The sequence below is a fragment of the Arthrobacter sp. 05T45 genome, assembly GCF_056395875.1.
Genome location: NZ_JBFTKI010000005.1, coordinates 177081 through 203231, shown reverse-complemented (window position 1 = coordinate 203231; position 26151 = coordinate 177081). Strand labels below are relative to the sequence as shown.

Genomic DNA, 26151 nt, shown 5'->3' with positions numbered 1-26151 from the left:
GAATGGATCCATGAGTACCCTCATCACCAATGTCGCCGAACTGATGACCCAGGACGCGGAACACCGCGTCCTCCGCGACGCGGCGGTGGTAATCGAGGGGGAGCGGATTTCCTGGCTCGGGCCCGCGGCCGACGCCCCGGCCGCGGACGAACGGGTGGATGCCGGTGGCCGGGCGCTCCTCCCGGGCTGGGTCGACTCGCACACGCACCTGATCTTCGCGGGGGACCGCACTGCCGAGTTCGAGGCCCGGATGGCGGGGGAGAGTTACAGTGCCGGCGGGATCGCCGTCACCACCGGCGCCACCCGGAGCACGAGCGACTTCGACCTGACCCGGCTGGCGATGGGCCGCGTCGCGGAGGCCGTGTCGCAGGGCACCACCTACCTGGAGACCAAAACCGGCTACGGCCTGGACCTCGAGAACGAGGCCCGCAGCGCCCGCATCGCCTCCACCGTGGCGGACGAGGTGACTTACCTGGGGGCGCACCTTGTGCCCGCCGGGATGGACGCGGAGGAATACACGGAGCTGGTCTGCGGGCCGATGCTCACCGCAGTCCTGCCCTACGTCCGCTGGGCCGACGTCTTTTGCGAGCAGGGCGCGTTCAACGAGGACCAGTCCCGCCGGGTGCTGCTGGCCTGCAAGGCCGCCGGGCTGGGGCTGCGCGTCCACGGCAACCAGCTCGGCGAGGGCCCCGGCGTCCGGCTGGCCGTGGAAGTCGGCGCCGCGAGCGTGGACCACGTGAACTACCTTTCAGCCGCGGATGTCGATGCCCTTGCCGGCAGCTGGTCCGGCTGGGACGCCGCCGGCGGCAGCGGCACGCCCGGATCCGGGCAGCGCGGCACGGTCGCCACGTGCCTGCCGGCCTGCGATCTCTCCACCCGGCAGCCGCTGGCCCCCGGCCGTGAACTGCTCGACGCCGGTGTGCAGCTGGCGCTGGCCTCCAACTGCAACCCCGGCACGTCCTACACCAGCTCCATGGCGTTCTGCGTCACCACCGCCGTGCTGCAGATGCGGCTCAGCGTCCACGAGGCGGTGCGCGCCGCGACCTACGGCGGCGCGCTGGCCCTGGGGCGGGAGTCTGGGAACGACGCCGACGGCGAACGCGCGGTGGGCTCGATCGCCGTCGGGCACCGCGCGGACCTGCACCTGCTCAACGCACCTTCCGCCACGCATCTGGCCTACCGGCCAGGCATCCCCCTGACGCACGCGGTGTGGCGCGCCGGTGTAGCGCAGCCGGTCCGTTAGCCAGCCGGTCCGTTAGCGAGCCGGTCCGCTGACCCGGCTGGCTCCGGCCCCGGACGGGCCGCCCTAGAACATCATGGGCGGTGCGTCGAGGACGGTCTCGTCCACGCGCCTCTTCTCCCACTGCGTGAAGGGCTTGTCGAGCTCGTACTTGCCGTGCGAGGTGCGCAGCAGGGTGCGGACCTCGGCGTTCTCGGGGTTATTCAGGGACTCGAAATATTCCACCGACCAGTGGAACCAGCGCATGCAGAACAGCCGCATGGTCAATCCGTGCGTCACAAACAGCGCGTTCGGGGCATAGCCGGGCCGGGACCAGTGCCGGTGCAGGGTTTCCATGAAGGAAGAAATCCTGTCATACACATCGGAACCGGACTCGCCCTCGCGGAAGCGGTAGAAGAAGTGCCCGTAGGCGTTGCGGAGCTCCTTCTGGTCCTCGATGTCGCCGGCGATCTGAAAGTTGGCCCAGTCCTGTTCGCGCAGGCGCGGTTCCTCGATCACCCGCTCCACGAGCGGGCCGAGATTCAGCGCCTCGAGGGTCTGGTAGGCGCGCAGGTAAGGGGAGACGTAGACGCACACCGGGCGGCCGTCCAGCTGGCGCCGGACCTCCTCCCCGGCCGCGGTGGCCTGCTCCAGGCCCAGCGCGGTCAACGGGATCCGGTAGTCCGGAACACGGTTGTAGATCGAGGTGTCGGCATTGGCGGCAGACTGGCCGTGCCGGATCATGATGATTTTCCGGGGCGCACTCATAATCCCCAAGCATAGGGCTCCCAAAAAGCCGGGGGTGCCGGCGCGGCCGGCACCATGCGGGCACCAGCAAACTATCGGCAAGTGCAGGCAAGATAGAACCATGTTGGTTCCCTCCCGCCGTCGGCTGCGGTTCGAAGTGTTGATTGTCCTGGGGTTGTCGCTGGGGCAGTCCGCGATCTACTCCCTGGTGCAGTTGCTGGACAAGATGACCACGGCGCCGCTGGCCCAGGGGACATCCACCCTGAACCGCTCACAGAGCGCACGCGAATACTTCGACCTCACCTACCAGTTGCTGGACATCATCTTCGCCCTGGTCCCGGTGGCCCTGGTGATCTACTTCCTCACCGAGCACTGGCCGGCCGGTGAGCGCGGAACCTCGGCGTTCCGAAGGATCGGCTTCGACTTCGCCCGGCCCGGCAAGGACCTCCTGCAGGGTCTCGGACTCGCCGCGCTCATCGGCATTCCGTCCCTGGGGCTCTACGCCGCCGGCCGGGCGCTGGGGATCACGACGGCGATCATCCCCAGCGCCCTGGACGCGTACTGGTGGACCGTGCCGGTGCTGGTCCTGTCCGCGATCCGGCACGCGGTGGTCGAGGAAGTGATTGTGGTGGCGTACCTGCTGGACCGGCTCGGGAAACTGGGCTGGAGCGTGCCGGCGGCCATCGCCGCCAGCGCCCTGCTCCGCGGCAGCTATCACCTGTACCAGGGGTTCGGGCCGTTCATCGGCAACGCGGTGATGGGCGTCGTCTTCGCGCTGGTCTACACGCGGACCAAACGGGTGATGCCGCTGGTGATCGCCCACGCCATCCTGGACACCGTGGCGTTCGTGGGGTTCAGCCTGTTCGGCAAGGCCGTGGGCCTGGGCTGAGTTCCTCGCAAAGCAAGGCGGGGTCCCTTCGGGCCCATCCGGAGCCCCCGGACGGGCGCGAAGTGGCCCCGCGTTGCTTTTAGGAGCAGGCCTTAAATGATCTCGGCCGCCGTCTCCTAGGTGACATCGTTGGCACCTAAGAGATGGCGGCCGAAGCGTGGGGCGGGTGGAGCGTTAGATCGTGACCGCTCCGGAGGCGGTCTCGAAGGTGACAGAGAGGATGCCGGGAGTACCGTGCGGCGCGATCCAGTTCACGGCCACGTCTTCCAGCGGCTTTTCAACCGGTTCGCCCAGCCACTCCGTGACGCGCTCGGCCGAACCGGCAATGGTCAGTGCGGACATCTTGACATCGCTCGCGTAGGCGTTGGACGGGTGCAACTCCGGGTCGCCCTCCCACTTGAGCATGTACGGCACCTGGGGGTCGGCGATGAGCCCCAGGATGCCGATCTGCTTCCAGACCAGTTCGCGGCCATCGGGAAACTTCCGGTTGCCGTTGACGGCGGCGCGGCCGAGCCGCTCCTCGAACGGGGCCAGGTCGTCAACCTCGACGCACCAGCCCATCCAGCCGCCGCCGGCCTCGGAGCGTGCCCGGACGGCCTGGCCGAACGGGGCCTTGTCGGAGGCCGGGTGGTTCAGGACCTCCACGACTTCCAGGTACTTGTGTCCCGCGAGCGGGATAATCATGTTGCGTGTCCCGAAACGGGGGTGCACTCCACCCTTCACGGCTTCAACGCCGAGGGCAGACGCAATACGTTCAGTGGTGGCTGCCAAGCCATCGTGTTCACAGGCGTAAGAGACGTGATCCATGCGCATGCCATCATCTTGGCACTTTGTGATGGACCTCTCAGCTTAGGCTCCCCTAACCGTCATGGGACGTCCTGGGGCGCGGAACGCGGCGCCCCGGATGCTCCGTCACGGCGGCCGTCTTCATCTTCGTCACAAAGCTATCCAGGGCTCCGCCGCCATTCCTACACTGAAGTCAGGTCATGAGTGCCAGCGCACAGCCCCGGCTTGCTGGCCGGCAACCCTCGTATCGCGGTGGGGTGCCCCGGGTGAAGACCTGGCCGTCCGGCGCCCGCCGGAGGGCAAGCGCGGCGCCTGTTCCGGTTCGGGCCGAAAGCCCAGGCCGGTGCTGTGCCCAGTGACTCGAGGAGCACCAATGTCCAACGCCTGGTCCTTTGAAACCCGCCAGATCCACGCCGGCCAGGAGCCGGACAGCGCCACCGGCGCGCGTTCCCTGCCCATCTACCAGACGACGTCGTTCGTGTTCCCCAGCGCCGAAAGCGCCGCGAACCGCTTTGCGCTCGCCGAGCTCGCGCCCATCTACACCCGGATCGGCAACCCGACCCAGGACGCCGTCGAACAGCGCGTCGCCAGCCTGGAAGGCGGTCTCGCGGCGCTGCTGCTCAGCTCCGGCCAGGCCGCCGAGACGTTCGCCATCCTCAATATCGCCGAGGCCGGGGACCATGTGGTGGCCAGCCCCAGCCTCTATGGCGGAACCTACAACCTGCTCGCGCACACGCTGAAGAAGTTCGGCATCTCCGTGACCTTCGTGGCGGACCCGGACAACCTGGACCAGTGGCGGGACGCCGTCCAGCCCAACACCAAGCTGTTCTTCGGCGAAGTGGTCTCCAACCCCCGCCAGGACGTCCTGGACATCGAGGGCGTCTCCCGGGTGGCGCACGAGGCCGGCGTGCCGCTGGTTGTCGACAACACGCTCTCCACCCCCTACCTGATCCGGCCGATCGAGTGGGGCGCGGACATCGTGGTCCATTCCGCCACCAAGTACCTCGGCGGGCACGGCGCCGCGATCGCCGGCGTGATCGTGGACTCCGGCAACTTCGACTTCGGGAAGGACCCGGAGCGGTTCCCCGGCTTCAACACCCCGGACCCCACCTACAACGGCCTGGTCTACGCCCGCGACCTCGGAGCCGACGGCGCGCTGGGCGCGAACCTCTCCTACATCCTCAAGGCCCGGGTCCAGCTCCTGCGCGACCTCGGCTCCGCGGTGTCCCCGTTCAACGCCTTCCTCATCGCCCAGGGCATCGAAACGCTGAGCCTGCGCGTCGAGCGCCACGTGGCCAACGCCACGAAGGTGGCGCACTGGCTGGAGGGGCGGGACGACGTCGAATCGGTCGCCTACGCCGGGCTGCCGTCCAGCCCCTGGTACGAGCGCGGCCGCAAGTACGGGCCCAAGGGGACCGGCGCCGTCGTGGCGTTCAACATTGCCGGGGGAGCGGAGGCCGGCAAGCGGTTCGTCGATGCCCTCGAACTGCACTCGCACGTCGCGAACATCGGCGATGTCCGGTCGCTGGTGATCCATCCGGCGTCGACCACCCACAGCCAGCTCTCGCCCGAACAGCAGGTGATCGCCGGGGTGAACCCCGGACTGGTGCGGCTTTCGGTGGGACTGGAGCACATTGACGACATCCTCGCGGACCTCGACGCCGGATTCCGCGCGGCCAAGTCCGCCTAGGCCGAAGCCCACGCCGAATTTCCCCACCTTTACGGGCATGACACCGGGAATCGCCGGCACTCCGGGGCGACCCGCCAGTCACGGCTGTCAAAGGTGGGGAGTCTGCGGTGCTGACGGGTCCGGCTGTCACATGGAAGTCATAATCTTCGTCATTTCCGCACCCCGTTTCGTAGACTCGTACCAGGTCATGAGTGCCAGCGACAGCCCCGGCTTGCTGGCCGGCAACCCTCCTTTTGCGGCGGGGTGCCCCGGGTGAAGACCTGGCCTGCCGGTCAGCTGACGGCGGGCAAGCGCGAAGATAGGTCCTCACATGACGATTGCCGTCACCCGCACGGGTGTTCCCGAAACCAAACCATCCCGGACCCCTGACGGGACCGTCCAGTTCGTCAGGATCGGTGATCTGCAGCTCGAATCCGGGACTCCGTTGCCGGATGTGGTGCTCGCCTACGAGACCTGGGGGACCCTGAACGCGGACGCCTCCAACGCCGTGCTCATTGAACACGCCCTGACCGGCGATACACACGTGACCCGCGGCGAGAGCGGGGAGCCCGGCTGGTGGGAACAGCTCGCCGGACCCGGGGCTCCCGTGGACACGGACAAGTATTTCGTCGTTTCGATCAACATCCTGGGCGGCTGCTACGGATCCACCGGACCTTCCACCCCGGCCCCCGACGGGCGCCCCTGGGGATCCCGGTTCCCGCTGGTCACCCTGCGGGACACCGCCGCCGCCGAGGCGCGGCTGGCCGATGCCCTGGGCATCGGCAGCTGGTACGCGGTGCTGGGCGGCTCGCTCGGCGGCGCGCGCGCCCTTGAATGGGCCGTCACGTTTCCCGGCCGGGTCCGGCGCTGCGCCGTGATTTCCGTCGGCGCCAGCAGCACCGCCGAACAGATTGCCTTCGCGCAGGCCCAGACGCTGGCCATCCGCCAGGACCCCCACTTCAAGGGCGGGGACTACTACGGCGGCCCGGAACCCGAAGCAGGGCTCGCCCTCGCCCGGCGCATCGCGCACATCACCTACCGCTCAGCGGCCGAACTGGACGGCCGGTTTGGCCGCAACGCCCAGGAGTCCGAGACGCCCCTGGAAGCCGGATCGCTGGCCGGACGCGGGCGCTACCAGGTGGAAAGCTACCTGGACCACCAGGGCAGCAAACTGGCCCGGCGTTTCGACGCGAACAGCTACATCGCGATCACCGAAGCCCTCATGAGCCACGATGTGTGCCGGGGGCGCGGAAGCCTCGGGGAGGCACTGGCCCCGGCCACCGCCGAATTCCTGGTGGCGGCCGTGGACTCGGACCGCCTGTATTTCCCGGCCCAGTCCCGTCAACTGGCAGAGGCCCTGCCGGGCGGCCCGGAACTGCACATCATTGAAGCGCCGATCGGCCACGACGGCTTCCTGACCGAAATCGGCCAGCTCAGCGGGCAGCTCCGGGAGACCTTCTTCGGCCACTAGGCCGGCCCGCTTGTGCATTTTTGCAGATGCGCTCTGCACTAATGGCCGTTGAGGCTCGGGGCGGGAGCGTCCATACTCATGGGGAATGACGCCATGTGCCCTACATCACGGGCGTCCTCAGTCCAATGGTCCGCAGGGTGTCGAAGGCGACACCGAAGGAGTTCACATGAGCACGGAAAACGCCGCGACAACGCGCGCAGACGAGCCGGACGTCAAAACGTCCGGACTGAAGAAGGTAGTAACGGCCTCCATGGCCGGCACGGTGGTGGAGTGGTATGAATTCTTCCTCTACGCCTCCGCCGCCACGCTGGTCTTCGGCAAGACGTTCTTCCCCAATTCGGGCACGGAACTCGACGGCATTATCGCCGCGTTCCTGACCTACGCCGTCGGATTCGTCGCCCGCCCGATCGGCGGCATCGTCTTTGGCCACTTCGGCGACAAGTTCGGCCGCAAGCAGCTGCTCCAGGTCAGCATCCTCCTGGTGGGCGTTTCCACCTTCCTGATGGGCTGCCTGCCCACCTTCGCGCAGATCGGCTACTGGGCCCCGGCACTGCTGGTCTTCCTGCGCTTCGCCCAGGGCTTCGCCGTCGGCGGCGAATGGGGCGGCGCCGTCCTCCTCGTCGCCGAGCACAGCCCCAGCAAGTCCCGCGGGTTCTGGGCCAGCTGGCCCCAGTCTGCCGTTCCGCTCGGCAACCTGCTCGCCACCGCCGTGCTGTTCACACTGTCCTCCGTGCTGTCCTCCGCCGACTTCCTCAGCTGGGGCTGGCGCGTCGCCTTCTGGCTCTCCGCCGTGATCGTGCTGGTCGGCTACTACATCCGCACCAAGGTCCAGGACGCCCCCATCTTCCTGGAGGCGCAAAAGGAAGTCGAGGTTGAGAACAAGGGCTACGGCGTGGCCGAAGTATTCCGCCGCTACCCGCGCGGCGTCTTCACCGCGATGGGCCTGCGCTTCGCCGAGAACATCCTCTACTACCTCGTGGTCACGTTCTCGATCACGTACCTGAAGGTCGTCGTCCAGACGGACACCTCGCGGATCCTGCTGCTGCTGCTCGTGGCGCACCTCGTCCACTTCGCCGTGATTCCGATGGTCGGCAGGCTCTCGGACAACGTCGGCCGCAAGCCCGTCTACATGGCCGGCGCCATCCTCGGCGGCACGTGGGGCTTCTTCGCCTTCCCGATGATGGATACCAAGAACGACTTCATCATCCTCGCTGCGATCACCATCGGCCTGCTGTTCCACTCCCTGATGTACGCCGGCCAGCCGGCGCTCATGGCCGAAATGTTCCCGACCCGGATGCGCTACTCCGGTGTCTCGCTGGGCTACCAGGTCACCTCGATTGTGGCCGGTTCGCTGGCTCCGATCATCGCCGTCGCGCTCCTGAGCCAGTACAAGTCCTCGGTCCCGGTCGCCATCTACCTCCTCGGCGCCTGTGTGGTCACTTTGGTTGCGGTGTTCTTCCTGAAGGAAACCCGCGGCATTTCGCTCCGCGACGTCGACGCCGCTGACGCCCGTGGCACCGCCGACCTCCTCGCCGCCAGCAAGCGGTAATCCTCACCGGCCTCACCAAACCCGGTGGGGGCAGACTGCCCGGATCCGCGCACCGCGCGGATCCGGGCAGTCTGCGTTAACGCGGCAGGCTAACGCCGCAGGCTAACGCCGCAGGCACCAGTTCGGCTGCGCTGGCGCCTCAGGCGGACAGCACATCCTGCCGCTCCCGGATTTCGCCGCGAATCGCCTCCAGCACGGCACGGACCGGGGCCGAACGCAGCGCCTCGGGCCGGGCCACAGCCCAGATGGGCAGCTGGCGCTGGAAGTCGTCCGGCAGGACGGGCAGAAAATCCGGCCGGCCCGCCACGAGGAAATTGGGGAGCAGGCCTATCCCGGCGCCCCGCCGGACGGCCTCCAGCTGGGCGAAGACGCTTGTGGCCTGGAAGCTGGACCGCGGCACCGGCAGCTGCGTTGAACGGTGGCCCAGCTCGGCGACCTGGAGCGCCGATTCCACGTAGGAGACAAAGCCGTGTTGCCGGACGTCGTCGAGCGTTGCCGGAAGCCCGTGCTCCTGCGCATAGCCGGGACTGGCGTACAGCCTGAGGAAATAGTTGCTCAGGAAGATCGCGCGGGCGGTGGTGGTGTCCATGTTGCCCACCACCACTTCCAGGTCCACACCGGAGCGGTTTTGGCTCACCTTGCGGGTGGCGCTGAGCAGTTCGACGTTGAGCAGCGGATTCGCCCGCTGCAGCCGGACGAGGGCCGGGGCCAGGAATTCGGCGCCGAAGCCGTCCGGGGTGCTGATCCGGACCAGGCCGGAGACCACGTCGCCGGAGCGGGCAATGCTGCTGGAGAGGGCACTGAGAGTGCCCTCGATAGCTTCCGCCGCCGCGACCGCCTGGCTGCCGAGCTCGGTCAGCTCCCAGCCGTGCGGGTTGCGTTCGAGCGTCCGGCCGCCGAGCTGTTTGTCGAGGGCCAGGACGCGGCGGGAAATGGTGGTGTGGGTGGTGCCGAGCGTCTCGGCCACGGCGTTGAACCGGCCCAGGCGTGCCACGGTCAGCAGGATCAGCAGGTCGTCGGGGCTCGGAAGCCGGCGCAAGTCCACTATTGTCCCCCTCTGCAGCGAGTGTGGCGGAGCCAGAGCCATGATTGTGCATCTGTGCACATGGCATCTGTGATTTTTTACCTTGATTGCACTCTAACAGGGTGTGATGGTGGACACCGGGGCGCCGGAGTTTCGGCTTTCACGCCGGAGCGCGTCGAGGCGCCCGGCAGCACATCAAGCAAAGGAGCTTAAGCCATGGCAGTCATCGCCTGGATCGGACTCGGAAACATGGGCGGATCCATGTCCGTCAACCTCTCAAACGCCGGACACGAAGTCCGTGGCTTCGACCTCAACAGCGCAGCCGTTGCCGCCGCCGAGGCCGGGGGAGTCAAGGCCGCCGGCAGCATCGCCGAGGCCGTCGCCGGCGCCGACGTCGTCTTCACCATGCTCCCCAAAGGTGAGCACGCCCGCGCCGTGTACCTCGGCCAGGACGGCGTCCTTGCCCACGCGGACACCCGGACCCTCCTGGTGGATTCCTCCACCATTGACATCGCCTCCGCGCAGGCCCTGCACGACGCCGCCGCTGCCGCCGGCTTCCGCTTCGTCGACGCACCCGTCTCCGGCGGCATGAGCGGCGCGAAGGCCGCCACGCTGACGTTCATGATCGGCGGCGAGGCCGGCGCCGTCGCCGACGCCACCGAATACATCCGCCCCATGGCCGCGAACATCATCCCCACCGGCGGCGCCACCACCGGCCAGGCCGCGAAGATCTGCAACAACCTCATGCTCTTCATCAACCTCGCCTCCACCGCCGAGGGCGCGGTCCTGGCCGAGCGGCTCGGCTTGGACAAGCAGGTCTTCTGGGACATCGCGTCGGTCTCCTCCGGCGACAGCTGGGCGCTGCGCACCTGGTACCCCGTGGCCGGCGTCGTGCCGACCGCCGCGTCCAACAACGACTTCGCCCCGACATTCACCACCGAACTGGCCAACAAGGACATCGGCCTGGCCATCAGCGCCGCGCGGGACACCGGCACCCCGCTGGAACTCGGCGAGCACGTCCAGCAGCTTTTCCAGCGCCTCATCGACTCCGGCCAGTCCGGCCAGGACTGCTCGATGATCGTCAAGCTCGTCGACGGCACCCTCGAGTCCGCCAACTAGCCCCCCACGGCCCTGCCCTTCACGGCCCTGCCCTTCACGGCCCTGCCCCTCACGAAAGAGACCCACCCATGGAACGCATCCCGCACTTCATCAACGGCGCCCTGATCTCCGACGCCGAGCGCTTCGGCCCCGTGTTCAACCCGGCCACCGGCGAGCAGGAGAAAGAGGTCGCCCTGGCCTCCGCCGCCCGCGTCGAGGAGGCCATCGAGGCCGCCCGCGCCGCCCTGCCCGGCTGGCGCGCCACGAGCCTGGCCAGGCGCACCGCCATCTTCTTCAAGGTCCGTGAACTGCTCATGCAGCGCCGGCCCGAACTCGCGGCCCTGCTCACCAGCGAGCACGGCAAGGTCCTCTCGGATGCGGAAGGTGAAATCACCCGCGGCCTGGAGAACATCGAATTCGCCACCGGGCTCTCCCACATGCTCAAAGGCGAACGCTCCGAGCAGGTCTCCGGCGGCGTCGATGTCCACTCGGTCCGCCAGCCGGTCGGCGTCGTCGCCTGCATCACGCCGTTCAACTTCCCCGCCATGGTGCCGCTGTGGATGATCGGCAGCGCCCTGGCCTGCGGAAACACCGTGCTGCTCAAGCCGAGCGAGAAGGACCCGTCCTCCGCCATCTTCATCGCCCAGGTCTTCGCTGAGGCCGGGCTGCCGGCAGGGGTGCTCAACGTGGTCCACGGGGACAAGGAAGCCGTGGATGTCCTGCTGGAACACCCGGCGGTCAAGGCCATCAGCTTTGTCGGCTCGACGCCGATCGCGCAGTCCATCTACAAGCGCGCCGCCGATCACGGCAAGCGCGTCCAGGCCCTGGGTGGGGCGAAGAACCACATGGTGGTCCTGCCGGACGCGGACCTCAACATGGCCGCGGACGCCGCCGTCTCGGCCGCCTACGGCTCCGCCGGGGAGCGCTGCATGGCAGTCAGCGTCCTCGTCGCGGTCGGCAGCATCGCCGACGACCTCGTGGAGGCGATCAGCACCCGCATGGCTGCCCTCACGATCGGCCCGGGCACAGACCCGGCCTCCCAGATGGGTCCGCTCATCACGGCCGAGCACCGCGACAAGGTGGCCTCCTACGTTGCCGGCGCGGCCAACGAGGGCGCCACCGTGGTGGTGGACGGCCGCGAACACGAATTCGACTCCAACGGCTTCTTCATCGGCGTCAGCCTGATCGACCACGTCAAGCCCGGAATGAAGGTCTACGACGACGAGATCTTCGGGCCCGTCCTCTCCGTGGTCCGCGTCGAGACCTACGCCGACGCCGTGAAGCTGGTCAACGACAACGAGTTCGGCAACGGCGTGGCCATCTTCACCCGCGACGGCGGCGCCGCCCGCCAGTTCGAGTTCGACGTCGAGGCCGGCATGGTGGGCGTCAACGTGCCCATCCCGGTGCCGGTGGGCACCTTCTCCTTCGGCGGCTGGAAGAATTCGCTGTTCGGCGACACCCACATGTACGGCCCGGAAAGCATCCGCTTCTACACCCGCGGCAAGGTGGTCACCACCCGCTGGCCGGACCCGTCCACCTCGGTGATCGACCTCGGCTTCCCCCAGGTCGACTGACGCCGCAACCCCCAACAAAAGCAACGCGGGGTCACTTATCGCCCATCCGGCACCGGATCATGGGCCGCAAGTGACCCCGCGTTGTTTGCTGCCTCGGGATTAGAGTAAGCACGCAGGGACAGCCAGGATCCGGGAGGCACCATGACCACGCTCGTCAACCGTCCCAACACGGCATTGCTCGTCGTCGATATGCAGATCGGCGTCGTCGCCGAGGCATACCGCCGCGACGACGTCGTCGCAACAATCGCCGCGCTCGTGGACAAGGCCCGCGACGCCGGGGTGGACGTCGTCTGGGTGCAGCACAGCGGTGAGGAACTCCCGCGCGGCAGCGACGGCTGGCAGTACGTGCCGGAGCTCGCGCGCCGTAGTTCGGAGCCGCTCGTGGCCAAGGAGTACAGCGACGCCTTCGAGGCCACCGACCTCGAATCCGTGCTGGCCGGGCGCGGCATCGGGCGCTTCTTCCTGGCCGGTGCTCAGACCGACGAGTGCATCCGCTCGACCCTGCACGGCGCGATCACCCGCGGCTACGACGTCACGCTGGTCGCCGACGCCCACACCACCGAGGACCTGACCGAATACGGCGCCCCGCCCCCGGCTCTGGTGGTCGCGCACACCAATCTGTACTGGCAGTACCACAAGGCGCCGGGGCGGACGGCGGGAACCGTCAACGCGGCCGACGTCGAGTTCGCCGGCCCAGCAGGGTCCTAGCCCTTCATGATTTCCGCGCGCTGGGCCATGTAGTCCTCCATGGACAGCTTGCCGTCGGTGTACTGCTGGTCGAGCTCGGCCAGCTTGCGGGCCCGGTAGCCCTGCCCGGCCGACGGCGGCGGCGGAGACTGCGGCGCCTGTCCCGCGCCCGGCGCCGGGGGAGTTTGCGATGCCTGCGGCCGCTGCGGTTGCGGCGGGTTGTTCAGGTACTCGGGGCTGTCCTCGTAGGGGACGGGCGACTGGTAGCCGACCGGGTTCGGGTACTGCTGGCCGGGGTATGGCTGGTTCGGGAACGGCTGGTCCGGAAACCGGGGACTGGGGTTCTGCGGGTTCGGGTACTCCGCGCTGGGGTACTCCGGGCTGGGGTATTGCGGGTTGGGATACGGCTCGTTGGCCGGACCCGACTGCTTCGGGCCGCCCAGCTGGCCAAAGCCGCCGAAGTAGTCCTGCTGGGTGTAACCATCACGCGGCTGGTTGCCCTGGCCGGGGTTGTTCTGGCTGCCCGGGAACCGGCCGAACTGTCCCGGAGTGCCCTGGTTCCGGCCGCGGGCAGACCTGCGGTAGAGGCGCATCGCCACGGGAACCAGGAAGGACAACACGATGATCCAGAAGAACATACTGCTCACGGTACTGGGCCTTTCAGCTGCTGGGCCTTCTCATCTGCGGGCTCATCTGTAGGGCCGGAGAAGTGTCCCTCCAGCTTATGCCCCGCAGGCTCAGGCCCGAAGCCTCAGGACCGGACAGCGTCCTCGGCGCCGGGCGGGCCCTCTCCGGAACCAAGCGGAACGCCGGGACCGAACACCGGGCCGGCCAGCGGCCGCTTGGCCGTCATGCCGTCGCCGGAGGAGCGGTGCCGCAGCCGGCGGACCACCCAGGGGACAAAATACTCCCTGGCCCACACCAGGTCCCCGCTGCGCGCCTCGCGCCAACTGCGCTGCGGCAGCGGTTTGGGGGAGAGGGGCTGGAGCGTGTGCTCGACGTTCAGCGAGTCCAGCACCATGGCCGCGATCGTGTGGTGGCCCAGCGGTGAGAAATGCAGCCGGTCGACATTCCACATCTGCGGGTCATTGAGCTGGCGCAGCGACCACATGTCCGCGATCACGGCGTCGTGGCGCGCGGCGATCGTGCGCAGGTTCTCGTTGTAAATGGCCACCTTGCTGCGGATCCGGCCCAGCACCGTGGAGCCGGTATCCGGGCCGTTGAACAGGACGACGGTGGCGCCGCCCAGGCTCAGGATCTGCACCACCGAATCCAGCTTTTCGGCCAGCACGTCCGGATCGCCGCCCGGGCGGATGAGGTCGTTTCCGCCTGCGGAGAGCGTGATGAGGTCCGGTTTGAGCGACAGGCAGTGAGCCATTTGCTGGTCCACGATCTGCTGCAGGAGCCGGCCGCGGACGGCCAGGTTCGCGTAGGCGAAGTCGTTGTGCCCACGGCTGAGTTCCTCGGCCACGCGGTCCGCCCAGCCCCGATGGCCGCCCGGACTGGCCGGTTCCGGGTCGCCGATGCCCTCCGTGAATGAGTCGCCCATCGCCACATACCGGGTCCACGGGTGGGTGACGGTGTCAACGGTGGTCTCGGCTGGGGTGTCCGGTGAATTTTCCATGGGATCGGTATTGCTCACCCCCTTATCCTGCACTGTTCCCGTTTAGCTGCGCCACCGTAATTTGTTACCGCCGGGTAACTGTAAGAATAGTTCCATGACTCACGCTGACGCCTTCCCCGCCCCTGTCGTCCAATGGTCCCAGCCGGAGCAGGAACGGGCCGGCAAGCCGCTTCTTGTCCTTTTGCACGGCTACGGCGCCAACGAACAGGATCTGCTCAGCCTGGCCGGGATGCTGCCGCAGGAATTCGCGGTGGCCTCGTTGCGCGCCCCGATCGCCATGGGACCGGGCTTCACCTGGTTCCCGCTGACAGGGTCCATTGACTACTCGCTCGACGCCGTCAAGGTCGCGGCAGGCTACGTTCAGGACTGGCTCGACGGCGTCAAAGCCAACCACCCGTCGGTGACGCTGTTGGGGTTCTCGATGGGCATGGCCATGGCCACCACGCTGCTGCGGCAGCGGCCGGCGGACTTTGCCGCCGTCGTCGGGCTGTCAGGTTTTGTCGTCGATGCCGGCGATGACCCCAGCTTCCACGACGGCGAACTGGACGGCACTGTGCCGCTGTTCTGGGGGCGGGACCAGCAGGACCCCGTGATCACCGAGGACAAGATCGACTACACCGTCGGCTGGGTGCGCAAGCACGTGTTGCTCACCAAGGTCCTCTACACGGGCATGTGGCACGGCATCAACCAGCAGGAGATTGGCCACGTCTCGGAGTTCCTCACGCACGTGGTGCTCAACGCCAAGAAGTAGGCGCGCCGGGGACGTGTGCGCCAGGGAAGCGGGCGCCGGGCGGGCGGCTAAGCGGCCGGGGGCGCGCTGATCCGCACGGTCCGGCCGTTCACGGTGACGGTGTCGCCGTCGTGCAGTTGGCGGCCGCGGCGCTCGTCGATTTCGCCGTTGACCTTCACCAGCCCGTTCTTGATCAGTTCCGCGGCCTCCACGCCGTCCTCGACCAGATTCGCAAGTTTCAGCAGCTGGCCCAGCCGGATCATGCTGTCGCGGATAGTGATGTCTTCGAATTCCGGATTGCTCATACAAGCAATAATGCCTGACCTAAGGTGGCACCTATGACCCATCACCGCCGTCTTCCGCTGATCGTCGGCCTGCCCATGGCCGTCGCGACGGGACTGTTCATCCCGATCCAGGGCCGGATCAACGGCGCACTCGGGGTGGCGCTGGGGGACGGAATCGGTGCCGCCGTCGTCAGCTTCAGCACCGGACTGCTGGTCATGACGGTCATTTCCCTGGCCTTGCCCCGGGGCCGGGCAGGGCTGGCGCGGATCCTGCCGGCCGTGCGCGAACGGCAGTTTCCGCCGTACTACGTCCTGGCCGGCTGCATCGGTGCCCTCTTCGTCTTCGCCCAGTCCTTCACCGTGGGACTGCTCGGCGTCGCCCTCTTCACGGTGGCCGCCGTGACGGGGCAGACCCTCAGCGGCCTGCTGGTGGACCGGATGGGGATCGGACCGGCGGGGAAGAGGCCCATTACCGGCATCCGGGTGCTCGGCAGTGTGCTCACCGTCGCCGCCGTCGCCTGGGCGGTGTCGCCCAGGTTCAGCGCCGGGGAATCCGGGCTGCAGTTGCTGGTCCCAGTGATGCTTCCGCTCCTGGCCGGGTTCCTGATGAGTTTCCAGCAGGCCATGAACGGCACAGCCACCGTGCACTACGGCACCCCCATCGCCGCGACACTCGTGAACTTCATCGCCGGAGCGGCCCTGCTGTGGGTGGCATGGCTGATCAAACTCGCCGTGGCCGGGGCCGGCAGCCCCCTCCCGGCGCAGTGGTGGTACTACCTTGGCGGCCCGCTCGGCTGCATCTTCATCGGCATCGGCGCCCTCCTGGTCCGCAGCCTGGGCGTGCTGGTCACCGGCCTCGGCATGATCGCCGGCCAGCTTCTGGGGTCCCTCGGACTGGACCTCATATTGCCGGTGCCCGGAACGGTGATCGCCCTCCCGACGGTCCTCGGCACCATCCTGACGCTCGGCGCCATCGTCCTGGCCACCCTGCCCTGGCCCAAGGGCGCGCTGAAGCGGTAGCGGGCCGGTAGGCTTGGAGTTTGCATTGCACTGTTCGTATCGCTTTGTTCGTATTGTCCCGGCCGGCAACCAGCCGGCGTCCCGGGGCCAACACCACGGACCGCACCCAGCGGCCCTGTAGAAAATTGGAGTTCCCATGGCAGCAAAATCCGTCCTCGACCAGATCATTTCCCTCGCCAAGCGCCGGGGATTCGTTTTCCAGGCCGGTGAAATCTATGGTGGCTCCCGTTCTGCGTGGGACTACGGCCCGCTCGGCGCCGAGCTCAAGGAAAACATCAAGCGCCAGTGGTGGCAGTCCGTGGTCCGCGGCCGCGACGACGTCGTAGGCCTGGATTCCTCCGTCATCCTGCCCCGTCAGGTGTGGGAGGCCTCCGGCCACGTCGATGTGTTCTCCGACCCGCTGGTGGAGTGCCTGTCCTGCCACAAGCGTTACCGCGCGGACCACCTCGAGGAAGAGTACGAGGAGAAGAAGGGCCGTCCCGCCGAGAACGGCCTCAAGGACATCGCCTGCGCCAACTGCGGCACCCGCGGCCAGTGGACTGAGCCGCATGAATTCTCCGGGCTGCTCAAGACCTACCTTGGCCCCGTCGCCAGCGAAGAAGGCCTGCACTACCTGCGGCCCGAAACGGCCCAGGGCATCTTCGTGAACTTTTCCAACGTCCTGACCACCTCGCGGAAGAAGCCGCCCTTCGGCATCGGCCAGATCGGCAAGTCCTTCCGCAACGAGATCACGCCCGGAAACTTCATCTTCCGCACCCGCGAGTTCGAGCAGATGGAGATGGAATTCTTCGTCGAGCCCGGCACCGACGAGCAGTGGCACGAGTACTGGATGAAGGAACGCATGTCCTGGTACACGGGCCTGGGCATCCGCGAAGAGAACCTGCGCTTCTTCGAGCACCCGCTGGACAAGCTCAGCCACTACTCCAAGGGCACCACGGACATCGAATACCGTTTCGGATTCCAGGGCTCGGAGTGGGGCGAGCTCGAGGGCATCGCCAACCGCACCGACTTTGACCTCTCCACCCACGCCAAGGCCTCCGGCGCGGACCTGAGCTACTTCAACCAGGCCACCAACGAACGCTACACCCCGTATGTGATCGAGCCCGCGGCCGGCCTCACCCGTTCGTTCATGGCCTTCATGATCGATGCCTACACCGAGGACGAGGCCCCCAACGCCAAGGGCGGGGTGGACATCCGCACGGTGCTCAAGCTCGATCCGCGCCTGGCGCCGGTGAAGGCGGCCGTGCTGCCGCTGAGCCGCAACGAGGACCTGTCCCCGAAGGCCAAGGACCTCGCAGCGCAGCTGCGCAAGAGCTGGAACATCGAGTTCGACGACGCCGGCGCCATCGGCCGCCGCTACCGCCGCCAGGACGAGATCGGCACCCCGTTCTGCATCACCGTGGACTTCGACACGCTCGAGGACCAGGCCGTCACCATCCGCGAACGCGACACCATGAGCCAGGAACGCGTCTCCCTGGACAAGGTGGAGGGTTACCTGGCCGCACGGCTGATTGGCGCCTGATCATGGCCATCGCATACCGGGAATGGCGGGAAGGCGACGACCTCGCGCTGCTGGAAATCTGGGGCGGCCCTGAGACCGTCCAGGCCGGACAGTTCCGCGGGACGCTGTCGCCCTCGGGCAATTCCCCGTGGCGCCGCTGCATCGTGGCCGAGGACGTTGTGGACGGTGTCGCCATTCCGGTGGCGGCCGCCGTGGTCCACGAGGCCTCGCTGCACCCTGAACGGCTCTGGGCGTATGTCGAGGTCGCCCGGGACCACCGCCGCGCCGGCCTCGGGTCCACACTGCTGACCATGCTGCGGCACGAGGCCGCCCAGGCGCCGTCGGGCGTGTCCAGACTGCGCTGCAAAGTGGAGCCGGGCACCCCCGGTGCGGCGTTTGCCGAGGCCGCGGGCCTGGCCCCGATCCAGCGTTCCCGCCTCGTCGTCGTTGACCCGGCTCCGCTCAAGCTGCCGGTGTTCGGCGACGGTTCGGAGTCCGCGGCCACCGACCAGGTCGAAGACCTGGCCACGGGCTCGGTGGAGCTCAGCGACGTCGTGGGACGCTACTACACCGCCGTGCACGGCTGGGACAGCCCGGGGGAGCTGAGCGTCGCCGCGGTGCAGCGCCTGTTCCTGGATGACCTCAGCGGCGCCCACGGAGCGATCGTGCTGCGGGCGCCCAAGGCCAGCGCCTTCGGACACGGCATCGCGGCCAGCCGCAAGGGCCGGCTGGAGGGGTTCGCCGTCAGCTACGCCCAGGGAATTCCGGGAGCCGACGGCGGCGCCGATGCCGGCGCGGCCTCGACCACTGAGCCAACTGAGGTGTTCCTCGGCCACGAGCCCAAGCTTGGCGCGGACGAGGCCAAGGCCGCCGTCCGGGACCTGTTGGCCCTGATCGCTTACCAGCACCCGGTGATGCTCGAACTGGACGACGCAATGACCGCCCTGCGCACCGTCGTCGAACCGCTGCTCGAGAGCGGCAAGGCCCATGTCCAGGGCTCGGAAACGCTCGTCGTCTCCGACCCGGCCTAGGCCTTAACCCGACTGACCCGCAGCTGTAGCCGTATAAAGCTTGATAACGGCCACGGCTGCGGGTCAGTTTGCGTTAAAGCAGCTATTTGGGCATCACCGGCGGCACGAAGTCGAAGGTCATGCCCAGCAGCCAGACGAGCAGCAGGACCACCGGCAGGTGGAAGACGAACTGCAGGAAGGTGAAGCCCACCAGGTCCCGGGCGCGCAGCCGCAGCACCGCGAGCAACGGCAGCATGAAGAACGGGTTGACCAGGTTCGGCAGCGCCTCGGCGATGTTGTAGATCTGCACGGTCCAGCCGAGGTTCATCTGCACGTCGGTGGCCGACTGCATCACGTAGGGCGCCTCCACCAGCCATTTTCCGCCTCCGGAGGGGACCAGGATGCCGAGTACAGCCGTGTACAGGGCAATGACGACGGCGAAGCCGCCGCCGCTGCCGATGTCCGAGAAGAACGCCGCGAGGTGGGTGGAGAGGCTCATGCCGCCGGTTCCCGTGGCCTTGGTCAGGATGGCCGCCATCGCCGCATACAGCGGGAACTGCACGAGGATGCCCGCGGTGGCCGGGACGGCCTTCGTCACGGCCTGCAGGAAGTTCCGCGGCGTCCCGTGCAGGACCAGGCCCAGGATGAGGAACACCAGCAGGTAGCCGTTGAGGCTGCTGACCACGCTGAGGAACGGCTTGGTGAGGAACTGCGAGACGAGCCAGCCGAGCGTGAGGACGCCCGCCAGGATCGGCAGGACCCGGCTGTATTCGAGCCATTCGCCCGGCCGGGAACGCGGCGCGGACTCGGCCGGCTCGTCGTCCAGGTCCACGCCCAGGTCCTCTGCGGTGCGGATCGAGCCGCCCTGGGGCGCGGAGAAGTGCGCAATCACGGTGGTCAGGGCCATCAGGATGGCCAGCGTCAGCAGCGACTGCCAGGTAAAGATCGTGGTGCCGAAGTCCAGGATGCCCGTGATCTTCAGCAGCGCCGGCGGCAGCGAAGCGGCCGTGGCCTGCAGCTGCGCGGCAGAGGAGGACAGCCCCAGGGCCCAGACGGCGCCGAGGCCCATGAACGCCGCCGCGCCCAAGGCACGGTAATCCACCGTCAGGTCCTTGCGGCGGGCAATCGCGCGGGCCAGCAGCCCGCCGAAGATCAGGCTGAGCCCCCAGTTGAGGAAGGACACGGACATGGCGAGCACGGCCACGAAGCTCACCGCGGTTCGCGCCGTTGACGGCACGAGCGCCAGCCTGTTGATCAGTCCCGCCACGGGCGGGGAGGTGGCCACGACGTAGCCGGTGAGGACCACCATGGCCATCTGCAGGGTAAAGGCCGTCAGGTCCCAGAAGCCGTTGCCGAACGAGTCGGCGATTGCCTGGGGCGTGGCGCCGATGGCGAGTGCGGCCACCGCGATGATGACGACGCCGGCGAGGGCGAAGATGTAGGCGTCCGGGAACCACCGCTCCGTCCATGCCGCCATTCGTTGGGCTATCCGTGCGAGACCGCGTTCTTCGGTTCCGCTCTTGGTCACGACTGTGCTTGCCACAGGTGTCCCTCTCCATTGAGTGCTTTTTGTACCCCATGGAGTTTAGTCAAGACGATGGCGGAAGTAGGGCTTATCGGCGCTTGGCACCTGCGCGCCGGGGGCCGTCGGCCTTGTCGAGCCGGCGTCTTTCCTCCTCAGTCGGGGCGCCGCCGCCGAGACCGGCCGGCATCCACCAGGCCCCGGGGGCCGGTCGCAGGGGGAAGTCGGTGATGCCGGCGTCGATCCCGTCCTGCAGGGTCTTGGCCAGGCGCGCCGTGGCGGTCCGGGCGTCGTCGGACGGGTCCGGGAGTGAGCCCGGAAGGATCGGCTCGCCGACGTGGATGCGGACCGGGGCGCGCCAGGCGCGCCGCGGCGAGAAGGCATGGTGGCGGGTCATCAGCCGGTGGGCGCCCCAGACGGAGACCGGGATGATCGGCACGCCGGCCTCGGCGGCCATCCGCACCGCACCGGTCTTGCATTCGCGCACCGTGAAGCTTCGGCTCACGCCGGCCTCGGGCAGGACGGCGACGTATTCGCCCTCCCTAAGCCGGGCGACGGCGGCGTCGTAGGCGTGTGCTCCCGATCCGTACCCGACCACCACATGCCCGGCGGCGCTGACCGCGGGGCCGGCAAACCAGTGGTCGGCGGCGCCCTGCGTGATGAGGAAACGCAGCTGGGCCCGGTTGTGCCACCACAGCAGCATCTCGGCAAAGGCAAAGTCGAGGTAGCCGAAGTGCGTGATCGCGACCACGGCGCCTTGGCCGGGCACCACCGGGCGGGACGGGAGGCGGGTTGATGCGCCGCGGGTTGAGGGATTGGGCGGCCCGGGCTGGGGCAGGTGCTCCCGCCCCGTGACGAGGACGCGGATCCGGAACAGCCAGCGCAGCGCCAGCCCGGTGCGGACAATGAAACGGTAGAACCGGTCGCTGGGCTCCGGCCGCCACTTCACGGGCCGCCAGCCCAGCCCGTGCCGGGCACCTGCCGGGCCGCGCACGTCAGTGTCCGCCCACCCGCCGCCGGGGCGGCCAGGGCAGGAAGCCGGAGGTGGAGTCGATGTATTCCTTGTACCCGGGACGCGCGGACATTGCCTTTTCCGTCAGCGGCTTCCCGGTCTTGCCGGCGAGCGTCCAGATCATCAAGGCGGGGGAGAGGGCGGTCAGGACACCCGGCCAGGAATCGGCCGCCACCAGGAACAGCCCTGCCCAGACGGCGGCGTCGCCGAAATAGTTGGGGTGGCGGGTGTAGCGCCACAGTCCGGTGTTGAGGACGGTGCCGCGCCTGGCGGGATCGGCCTTAAACTGCGTCAGCTGCCAGTCGCCGACCGTCTCGAACACGAAGCCAAGGATCCAGAGCAGGACGCCGGCGAACGCCAGCCAGCCCAGGCTTCCCGTGGCGAACATGCCGACCTGGATAGTGAGCGAGACGAAGAACATCACCAGCCCCTGGGGCAGGTATACCCGCCGCAGGGCATAGACGTGGCGTGATCCGGGCGCTCCGGCGAGCATGTCCACGTAGCGCGGGTCCTCGTGGCCGCCGCGTGCGCGTGCCCCGATGTGGACGGCGAGGCGGATGCCCCACACGGCGACCAAGGCTAGCAGCAGCAGCCGCCTGCCGGCGTCGCCGTATCCGGCCGAAAGCACCCAGGAGATGCCGGCCACCACCACGAAGCCCAGACCCCAGACGGTGTCGATGACGGAGTGCCGGTTCTGCCGCACGGCAACCGCGAAAGTCACTCCGAGCAGCACCACGAGTCCCGCGATGGCCCAAGGCAGGCTGCCAAGGAAGGCATCGAGCGGGAACGGCGGCATCACAACACCACCGGCATACGCGTTCCGGCCGCCGGCGGGGCTCCGCCGAGGGCGCTGCGCAATGCGTCCCTGGCGCCGGAAACATCGGCCTCCGTTGCCTCGCCGAAGGCGTCCAGGACGAAGCCGTTCGCAAGTACGTTCCACAGTGCCAGCCGGCGGATCATGAAATGGCCGGCTTCCTTGAGCGAGACGTAGTCAACGGACGCGGCGACGCCCTCGGCGCGCCGGGCGTAGTCCAGTGAGTTCGCCGGGCTGGTCCAGCGGTCGTCGGTCCCGTGGACGATCAGGACGCGGCGGCCCGCGACAGGCTGGACCGAAGTCTTGTGGTTCACCCACGGGGCGAGCGCGACGACGGCTTCGACCTGCGGGTCGTCGGCCACGCACAGCGCCGTGAGACCGCCCATGGAGTGGCCCAGCAGGTACACCGGCACGCCGGGATGTTCCTGACTGATCCGGGCGAGCGCCCAGCGGGCATCGTGAACGGGGGACATGTCCTCCCCGTTCCAGCCGCGGTAGCGGTTGCGCAGGGTCCACGCGGCCAGCCCGTGCGGGCCGCCCTGCCTGTGCAGCGCCCGGGCGAAGGGCAGCATCCGGGCCGGACTCAGGTGCCGGCCGCGGACTGCATCAAAACTGTCGGCCCGACCGCCGTGCAGGATCAACACGACTCCGCGGGTCTCCCCGGCGGCTTCGGCGATGGTCAGCACGGCTTTGGCGGCGGGCCCGGAACGGCCCGCCTCCGGCTCGCGGTCGTCGAGTTTGCGCATTGCCACGTATGTGTCCTTCCGGTCCTTCGTCCGTCAATTACCAACCATAGGTTGCGGCCCGGTCCCGTCAAGGCCGGTGGTCCCTAGTGTGGATTCGGAGCCGGCGCCCCAGGTGATGGGTGCGGCCGGCATGCGTGCATTTGCTGGCGCCCTTGACGGGGAAATGCGGGAAGAGTAGGCATGAGCAGGTAAACCTCCGGGCGCCACGCCGGCTGGGAGCGCAGAGAACCGTCCGGTCGAATCTCACGACGAAATCGACGGTATACAAAATGAACGGAACACAGTTCGATAGCCTGCGCGGGCAAGTCCGCGGGCAGATCATCACGCCCGGCGACGCCGGCTACGACGCGGCACGGGCAGTCTTCAACGGCATGATCGATAAGAGGCCGGCAGCGGTGGCCCAGGTATCCCAGGTGGCCGATGTCATCTCCTGCGTCAACTTCGCCCGGGACAACTCCCTGGACCTGGCGGTCCGCGGTGGAGGACACAGTGCCCCGGGCTTTGGCACGTGGGATGACGCCCTGGTCATCGATTTCTCCAACATGACCGGCGTCCGGGTTAATCCGGCAGCCGCGACGGCGCGCGCGGAGCCGGGTGCGACGTGGGCCGACTTCAACCACGCGACCCATGCCTTCGGGCTGGCAACTCCCGGCGGCATTGTCGGCTCGACCGGTATCGCCGGGTTGACCCTCGGCGGCGGCATCGGATACCTGAGTCGCAAGTATGGCCTCAGCTGCGACAACCTCCTCTCTGCCGACGTCGTCACGGCCGAGGGAAGATTCCTTACCGCCAGCGAAAGCGAGAACGAGGACCTGTTCTGGGCGTTGCGCGGCGGCGGCGGGAACTTCGGCGTCGTGACGTCGTTCGAGTACCGGATGCACCCCGTGGACATGGTCCACGCCGGCATCATCATTTACCCCATCGAGCATGCCGAGACGGTGGCGCGGTTTTACCGGGACTACATGGCTACCGCCCCTGAAGAGTTTGGCGCGTTCCTGGGCTTCCACCAGGGTCCTCCTGTTCCGTTCCTGCCCGAGGAATGGCATGGCAAACCGGTGTGCGTCATCGTCGGCATGTGGACCGGTGATCCGGCGGAAGGTCCGGCACGCTGGCAGCCGTTCCTGGACGCCGCGCCGGCGGCGGGATCCATGGTGGGACCAATGCCGTACCCCGCCTTGAACTCGGCTTTCGACCCGCTGCAGCCCCCTGGCATGCAGGCCTACTGGAAAGCGGATTTTCTGGCGGAACTGAACGACGGTGCCATCGCGGCGCACATCGAACACGGCAGCAAGGTCCCCAGCGTGCAGACCGCGGTACACATCTACCCCATCGATGGTGCGGTCCAGCGGGTGGGCGCGACGGACACGGCGTTCGCCAACCGGAACGTGAAGTTTTCGCCCGTGATCGCGGCGCAGTGGATGGACCCCGCGGAAAACGAGGCAAACATCGCGTGGGTGAGGGACTACGCGGCCGCGTTGCGGCCCTATTCTGCCCCCGGCGGCTACATCAACTTCATGGATGGCGATGATCTGCCCAGGGTTGCGGAGAACTACGGGGAGAACTACAAGCGGCTGAGGGAGGTCAAAGCCAAATACGATCCGCAGAACCTCTTCCACGTCAACCAGAACATCGCGCCGGTGTAAGCGCGGCGTCATCGGTCCTGAGCGGAACCGCCCACGCCGTAAAGTTTTCGGCATGAGGTTGAACTGCTGATGGGCGCCGGACACTCGCACTCCCACAACGAACATCCGGAGCCGACGCCTCAAATGTTGGCTGCGCGGAAGAAGGCCAACTGGATCCTGGCTGCCATCCTGATCCCGCTGACGCTGCTGACCCTGGCGGCCATGGCCTTCATGTGGCCGTCGGGAAGCAAGGAAGGCATCACGCTGGCCAGCCCGTACGCGGCGGCCCCGGGGGTGACGTTTGACACCGGCAAGATCCAGCGGGTCGTCGTCGGCAGCTGTTCGGATATCCAGGCCGGCGGTGACGCCGCCCAGCAGGGCACCTCCGGTTCCGGCGCCGCGCCGCAGCCGCCGAACGAGGGCTCTCAATGCACGTTCGCCTACACTGAGCCGGACAAGGGCGGCAACCCGGTGAAAGTGGTCATCAACCCTGACGTCGCGAAGTCCCACGGCGTGAAGCCCGGGGACGGGATCCGCTACCTGAACCTCTCGAAGGTGCAGGACGCCGCGGGCCAGGGCGCGCCGGCCTATGTCTTCGTCGACTTTGTCCGGACCCTGCCCATCATCTTCCTGGCCGTGCTCTACGCCGTCGTGGTGATCGCCGTGGCGCGCTGGCGCGGACTGCGGGCCCTGATCGGGCTTGTCGGCGCGTACGTTGTGCTTGTCTCGTTCATGCTGCCCGGGCTGGTCGAGGGCAAGCCGCCGCTGCTGCTGGCTCTCGTGGGATCCACGGTGATCATGATCGGGGTGCTCTACTTCGCCCACGGCTTCTCCGCCCGCACGTCGACGGCGCTGCTCGGGACGGTGTTCGGCCTCGCTATTACGGCGCTGCTGGCGGCCTGGGCCACCGACGCCGCCAACCTCGCCGGTGTGGGCAGCCACGACGCTGCCACCCTGACCAACATCTCGGACAACATCTCAATCTCCGGCATCATCCTGTGCGGACTGATCATTTCCGGGCTGGGCGTGCTCAACGACGTCACCATCACGCAGTCCTCGGCCGTCTGGGAACTGTGGGAACTCGCCCCCGAAACCAGCGCCCGGCAGCTCTTCACGTCCGCCATGCGGATCGGCCGGGACCACATCGCCTCCACCGTCTACACCATCGCGTTTGCCTACGCCGGCGCGGCCCTGCCGGTGCTGATCCTGGTCATGCTCTACGAGCGGCCGCTCGGGGACGCCCTGACCAGTGCCGAACTCTCCGAGGAAGTCATCCGCACCCTCGTCGGCTCCGTGGGACTCGTCCTGGCCGTGCCGGTCACCACCCTGATCGCCGTGCTGGTGGTCAAGGCCACCGGCATCAGGGGTGGTGCGGTGGCAGGGACCGCGTCGGAACGGACTGCGTCGGAACGGACTGCTTCGGATCGGGGCAGGCCGGAAGGGCCCGCGTCGGACCCGGGCGGGTCCGACGGCGCCGGTGCTGCCACGCGCCGCGGGCGGCGGGCCGCACTGCGGGGCTGACGAGGAATCTGCAGGCACCCCGAACGCCGCCA

24 protein-coding genes and 2 riboswitches are annotated in these 26151 nt (G+C 68.0%); of the genes, 14 read left to right on the top strand and 10 right to left on the bottom strand.

The window, feature by feature from the left end; genetic code table 11:
• The first annotated feature begins 10 nt into the window (after positions 1-10).
• Complete coding sequence (locus AC1DGD_RS08370) at positions 11-1243, top strand: amidohydrolase family protein (protein WP_476856491.1); 1233 nt, start codon at positions 11-13, stop codon at positions 1241-1243.
• A 63-nt stretch (positions 1244-1306) separates the two neighbouring features.
• On the opposite strand, the gene AC1DGD_RS08365 is transcribed toward AC1DGD_RS08370, so the two are convergent.
• A complete protein-coding gene (locus AC1DGD_RS08365; RefSeq protein WP_028278302.1) occupies positions 1307-1987 on the bottom strand; it encodes a histidine phosphatase family protein in 681 nt (226 codons plus the stop codon).
• Positions 1988-2087: 100 nt separating this feature from the next.
• Between AC1DGD_RS08365 and AC1DGD_RS08360 the strand changes: the two genes are divergently transcribed.
• Positions 2088-2855, top strand: a complete 768-nt coding sequence (locus AC1DGD_RS08360) for a CPBP family intramembrane glutamic endopeptidase (RefSeq protein WP_079551520.1) — start codon at positions 2088-2090, stop codon at positions 2853-2855.
• Positions 2856-3029: 174 nt separating this feature from the next.
• On the opposite strand, the gene AC1DGD_RS08355 is transcribed toward AC1DGD_RS08360, so the two are convergent.
• Positions 3030-3668, bottom strand: a complete 639-nt coding sequence (locus AC1DGD_RS08355; protein WP_223914077.1) for a VOC family protein — start codon at positions 3666-3668, stop codon at positions 3030-3032.
• Positions 3669-3837: 169 nt separating this feature from the next.
• Positions 3838-3953, top strand: a riboswitch (SAM riboswitch).
• Positions 3954-4014: 61 nt separating this feature from the next.
• Here AC1DGD_RS08355 and AC1DGD_RS08350 point away from each other — a divergent pair.
• From AC1DGD_RS08350 to AC1DGD_RS08340, 3 genes are all read left to right on the top strand, one after another.
• A complete protein-coding gene (locus AC1DGD_RS08350) occupies positions 4015-5331 on the top strand; it encodes a bifunctional o-acetylhomoserine/o-acetylserine sulfhydrylase (protein ID WP_476856490.1) in 1317 nt (438 codons plus the stop codon).
• Between the two features lie 183 nt (positions 5332-5514).
• A riboswitch (SAM riboswitch) is annotated at positions 5515-5630 on the top strand.
• Between the two features lie 11 nt (positions 5631-5641).
• On the top strand, positions 5642-6781 hold the full coding sequence (gene metX / locus AC1DGD_RS08345; RefSeq protein ID WP_476856489.1) for a homoserine O-acetyltransferase MetX: 1140 nt from the start codon (positions 5642-5644) through the stop codon (positions 6779-6781).
• 166 nt (positions 6782-6947) lie between these two features.
• Positions 6948-8330, top strand: a complete 1383-nt coding sequence (locus AC1DGD_RS08340) for an MFS transporter (RefSeq protein ID WP_476856488.1) — start codon at positions 6948-6950, stop codon at positions 8328-8330.
• Positions 8331-8469: 139 nt separating this feature from the next.
• Here AC1DGD_RS08340 and AC1DGD_RS08335 read toward each other — a convergent pair whose 3' ends face one another.
• A complete protein-coding gene (locus tag AC1DGD_RS08335; protein WP_476856487.1) occupies positions 8470-9369 on the bottom strand; it encodes a LysR family transcriptional regulator in 900 nt (299 codons plus the stop codon).
• 201 nt (positions 9370-9570) lie between these two features.
• Here AC1DGD_RS08335 and mmsB point away from each other — a divergent pair, with 201 nt between their 5' ends.
• The 3 genes from mmsB (at position 9571) to AC1DGD_RS08320 (ending at position 12734) form a co-directional block, all read left to right on the top strand.
• Positions 9571-10473, top strand: a complete 903-nt coding sequence (gene mmsB, locus AC1DGD_RS08330) for a 3-hydroxyisobutyrate dehydrogenase (RefSeq protein WP_243179644.1) — start codon at positions 9571-9573, stop codon at positions 10471-10473.
• A 68-nt stretch (positions 10474-10541) separates the two neighbouring features.
• Positions 10542-12026 (top strand): CoA-acylating methylmalonate-semialdehyde dehydrogenase, encoded by a 1485-nt coding sequence (locus AC1DGD_RS08325; protein ID WP_476849375.1) that lies wholly within the window; start codon positions 10542-10544, stop codon positions 12024-12026.
• A gap of 141 nt (positions 12027-12167) precedes the next feature.
• Complete coding sequence (locus AC1DGD_RS08320; protein WP_476856486.1) at positions 12168-12734, top strand: isochorismatase family protein; 567 nt, start codon at positions 12168-12170, stop codon at positions 12732-12734.
• Here the strand turns inward: AC1DGD_RS08320 and AC1DGD_RS08315 are convergent.
• Both AC1DGD_RS08315 and AC1DGD_RS08310 read right to left on the bottom strand, forming a co-directional pair.
• A complete protein-coding gene (locus AC1DGD_RS08315; protein ID WP_476856522.1) occupies positions 12731-13351 on the bottom strand; it encodes a hypothetical protein in 621 nt (206 codons plus the stop codon). The genes AC1DGD_RS08320 and AC1DGD_RS08315 overlap by 4 nt on opposite strands.
• Before the next feature lie 113 nt (positions 13352-13464).
• Positions 13465-14337, bottom strand: a complete 873-nt coding sequence (locus tag AC1DGD_RS08310) for an SGNH/GDSL hydrolase family protein (RefSeq protein WP_043437127.1) — start codon at positions 14335-14337, stop codon at positions 13465-13467.
• Between the two features lie 94 nt (positions 14338-14431).
• Between AC1DGD_RS08310 and AC1DGD_RS08305 the strand changes: the two genes are divergently transcribed.
• Positions 14432-15088, top strand: a complete 657-nt coding sequence (locus tag AC1DGD_RS08305) for an alpha/beta hydrolase (protein ID WP_476849377.1) — start codon at positions 14432-14434, stop codon at positions 15086-15088.
• A gap of 47 nt (positions 15089-15135) precedes the next feature.
• On the opposite strand, the gene AC1DGD_RS08300 is transcribed toward AC1DGD_RS08305, so the two are convergent.
• On the bottom strand, positions 15136-15372 hold the full coding sequence (locus tag AC1DGD_RS08300) for an RNA-binding S4 domain-containing protein (protein WP_018774572.1): 237 nt from the start codon (positions 15370-15372) through the stop codon (positions 15136-15138).
• A gap of 33 nt (positions 15373-15405) precedes the next feature.
• Here AC1DGD_RS08300 and AC1DGD_RS08295 point away from each other — a divergent pair, with 33 nt between their 5' ends.
• From AC1DGD_RS08295 to AC1DGD_RS08285, 3 genes are all read left to right on the top strand, one after another.
• Complete coding sequence (locus AC1DGD_RS08295) at positions 15406-16371, top strand: DMT family transporter (protein WP_476856485.1); 966 nt, start codon at positions 15406-15408, stop codon at positions 16369-16371.
• A 136-nt stretch (positions 16372-16507) separates the two neighbouring features.
• On the top strand, positions 16508-17893 hold the full coding sequence (locus AC1DGD_RS08290) for a glycine--tRNA ligase (protein WP_028278290.1): 1386 nt from the start codon (positions 16508-16510) through the stop codon (positions 17891-17893).
• A gap of 2 nt (positions 17894-17895) precedes the next feature.
• Positions 17896-18903: a GNAT family N-acetyltransferase gene (locus AC1DGD_RS08285; protein WP_476849380.1), complete on the top strand. Its 1008-nt coding sequence runs from the start codon at positions 17896-17898 to the stop codon at positions 18901-18903.
• An 82-nt stretch (positions 18904-18985) separates the two neighbouring features.
• Here the strand turns inward: AC1DGD_RS08285 and AC1DGD_RS08280 are convergent, their stop codons facing one another.
• The 4 genes from AC1DGD_RS08280 to AC1DGD_RS08265 form a co-directional block, all read right to left on the bottom strand.
• Complete coding sequence (locus AC1DGD_RS08280) at positions 18986-20425, bottom strand: short-chain fatty acid transporter (protein ID WP_476849381.1); 1440 nt, start codon at positions 20423-20425, stop codon at positions 18986-18988.
• Between the two features lie 70 nt (positions 20426-20495).
• Entirely contained in the window at positions 20496-21353 is an 858-nt protein-coding gene (locus AC1DGD_RS08275) for a lysophospholipid acyltransferase family protein (protein WP_476856521.1), read from the bottom strand.
• Between the two features lie 46 nt (positions 21354-21399).
• Positions 21400-22212 carry a DUF1295 domain-containing protein gene (locus AC1DGD_RS08270; RefSeq protein WP_476856484.1) on the bottom strand — a complete coding sequence of 271 codons (813 nt, stop codon included), beginning with the start codon at positions 22210-22212 and terminating at the stop codon, positions 21400-21402.
• Positions 22212-22976, bottom strand: a complete 765-nt coding sequence (locus tag AC1DGD_RS08265) for an alpha/beta hydrolase (RefSeq protein ID WP_476856520.1) — start codon at positions 22974-22976, stop codon at positions 22212-22214. The genes AC1DGD_RS08270 and AC1DGD_RS08265 overlap by 1 nt, the downstream gene beginning before the upstream one ends.
• A gap of 269 nt (positions 22977-23245) precedes the next feature.
• Between AC1DGD_RS08265 and AC1DGD_RS08260 the strand changes: the two genes are divergently transcribed.
• Complete coding sequence (locus AC1DGD_RS08260) at positions 23246-24619, top strand: FAD-binding oxidoreductase (protein WP_476849383.1); 1374 nt, start codon at positions 23246-23248, stop codon at positions 24617-24619.
• A gap of 69 nt (positions 24620-24688) precedes the next feature.
• Positions 24689-26119 carry a YibE/F family protein gene (locus AC1DGD_RS08255; RefSeq protein WP_476856483.1) on the top strand — a complete coding sequence of 477 codons (1431 nt, stop codon included), beginning with the start codon at positions 24689-24691 and terminating at the stop codon, positions 26117-26119.
• Positions 26120-26151 lie beyond the last annotated feature (32 nt).

Excerpts from the sequence above, each read along its gene's own strand:
- AC1DGD_RS08370 (WP_476856491.1), top strand. The coding sequence starts at position 11 with ATGAGTACCCTCATCACCAATGTCGCCGAACTGATGACCCAGGACGCG.
- AC1DGD_RS08365 (WP_028278302.1), bottom strand. The coding sequence starts at position 1,987 with ATGAGTGCGCCCCGGAAAATCATCATGATCCGGCACGGCCAGTCTGCC.
- AC1DGD_RS08360 (WP_079551520.1), top strand. The coding sequence starts at position 2,088 with ATGTTGGTTCCCTCCCGCCGTCGGCTGCGGTTCGAAGTGTTGATTGTC.
- AC1DGD_RS08355 (WP_223914077.1), bottom strand. The coding sequence starts at position 3,668 with ATGCGCATGGATCACGTCTCTTACGCCTGTGAACACGATGGCTTGGCA.
- AC1DGD_RS08350 (WP_476856490.1), top strand. The coding sequence starts at position 4,015 with ATGTCCAACGCCTGGTCCTTTGAAACCCGCCAGATCCACGCCGGCCAG.
- metX (WP_476856489.1), top strand. The coding sequence starts at position 5,642 with ATGACGATTGCCGTCACCCGCACGGGTGTTCCCGAAACCAAACCATCC.
- AC1DGD_RS08340 (WP_476856488.1), top strand. The coding sequence starts at position 6,948 with ATGAGCACGGAAAACGCCGCGACAACGCGCGCAGACGAGCCGGACGTC.
- mmsB (WP_243179644.1), top strand. The coding sequence starts at position 9,571 with ATGGCAGTCATCGCCTGGATCGGACTCGGAAACATGGGCGGATCCATG.
- AC1DGD_RS08325 (WP_476849375.1), top strand. The coding sequence starts at position 10,542 with ATGGAACGCATCCCGCACTTCATCAACGGCGCCCTGATCTCCGACGCC.
- AC1DGD_RS08320 (WP_476856486.1), top strand. The coding sequence starts at position 12,168 with ATGACCACGCTCGTCAACCGTCCCAACACGGCATTGCTCGTCGTCGAT.
- AC1DGD_RS08315 (WP_476856522.1), bottom strand. The coding sequence starts at position 13,351 with ATGTTCTTCTGGATCATCGTGTTGTCCTTCCTGGTTCCCGTGGCGATG.
- AC1DGD_RS08310 (WP_043437127.1), bottom strand. The coding sequence starts at position 14,337 with ATGGAAAATTCACCGGACACCCCAGCCGAGACCACCGTTGACACCGTC.
- AC1DGD_RS08305 (WP_476849377.1), top strand. The coding sequence starts at position 14,432 with ATGACTCACGCTGACGCCTTCCCCGCCCCTGTCGTCCAATGGTCCCAG.
- AC1DGD_RS08300 (WP_018774572.1), bottom strand. The coding sequence starts at position 15,372 with ATGAGCAATCCGGAATTCGAAGACATCACTATCCGCGACAGCATGATC.
- AC1DGD_RS08295 (WP_476856485.1), top strand. The coding sequence starts at position 15,406 with ATGACCCATCACCGCCGTCTTCCGCTGATCGTCGGCCTGCCCATGGCC.
- AC1DGD_RS08290 (WP_028278290.1), top strand. The coding sequence starts at position 16,508 with ATGGCAGCAAAATCCGTCCTCGACCAGATCATTTCCCTCGCCAAGCGC.
- AC1DGD_RS08285 (WP_476849380.1), top strand. The coding sequence starts at position 17,896 with ATGGCCATCGCATACCGGGAATGGCGGGAAGGCGACGACCTCGCGCTG.
- AC1DGD_RS08270 (WP_476856484.1), bottom strand. The coding sequence starts at position 22,212 with ATGCCGCCGTTCCCGCTCGATGCCTTCCTTGGCAGCCTGCCTTGGGCC.
- AC1DGD_RS08265 (WP_476856520.1), bottom strand. The coding sequence starts at position 22,976 with ATGCGCAAACTCGACGACCGCGAGCCGGAGGCGGGCCGTTCCGGGCCC.
- AC1DGD_RS08260 (WP_476849383.1), top strand. The coding sequence starts at position 23,246 with ATGAACGGAACACAGTTCGATAGCCTGCGCGGGCAAGTCCGCGGGCAG.
- AC1DGD_RS08255 (WP_476856483.1), top strand. The coding sequence starts at position 24,689 with ATGGGCGCCGGACACTCGCACTCCCACAACGAACATCCGGAGCCGACG.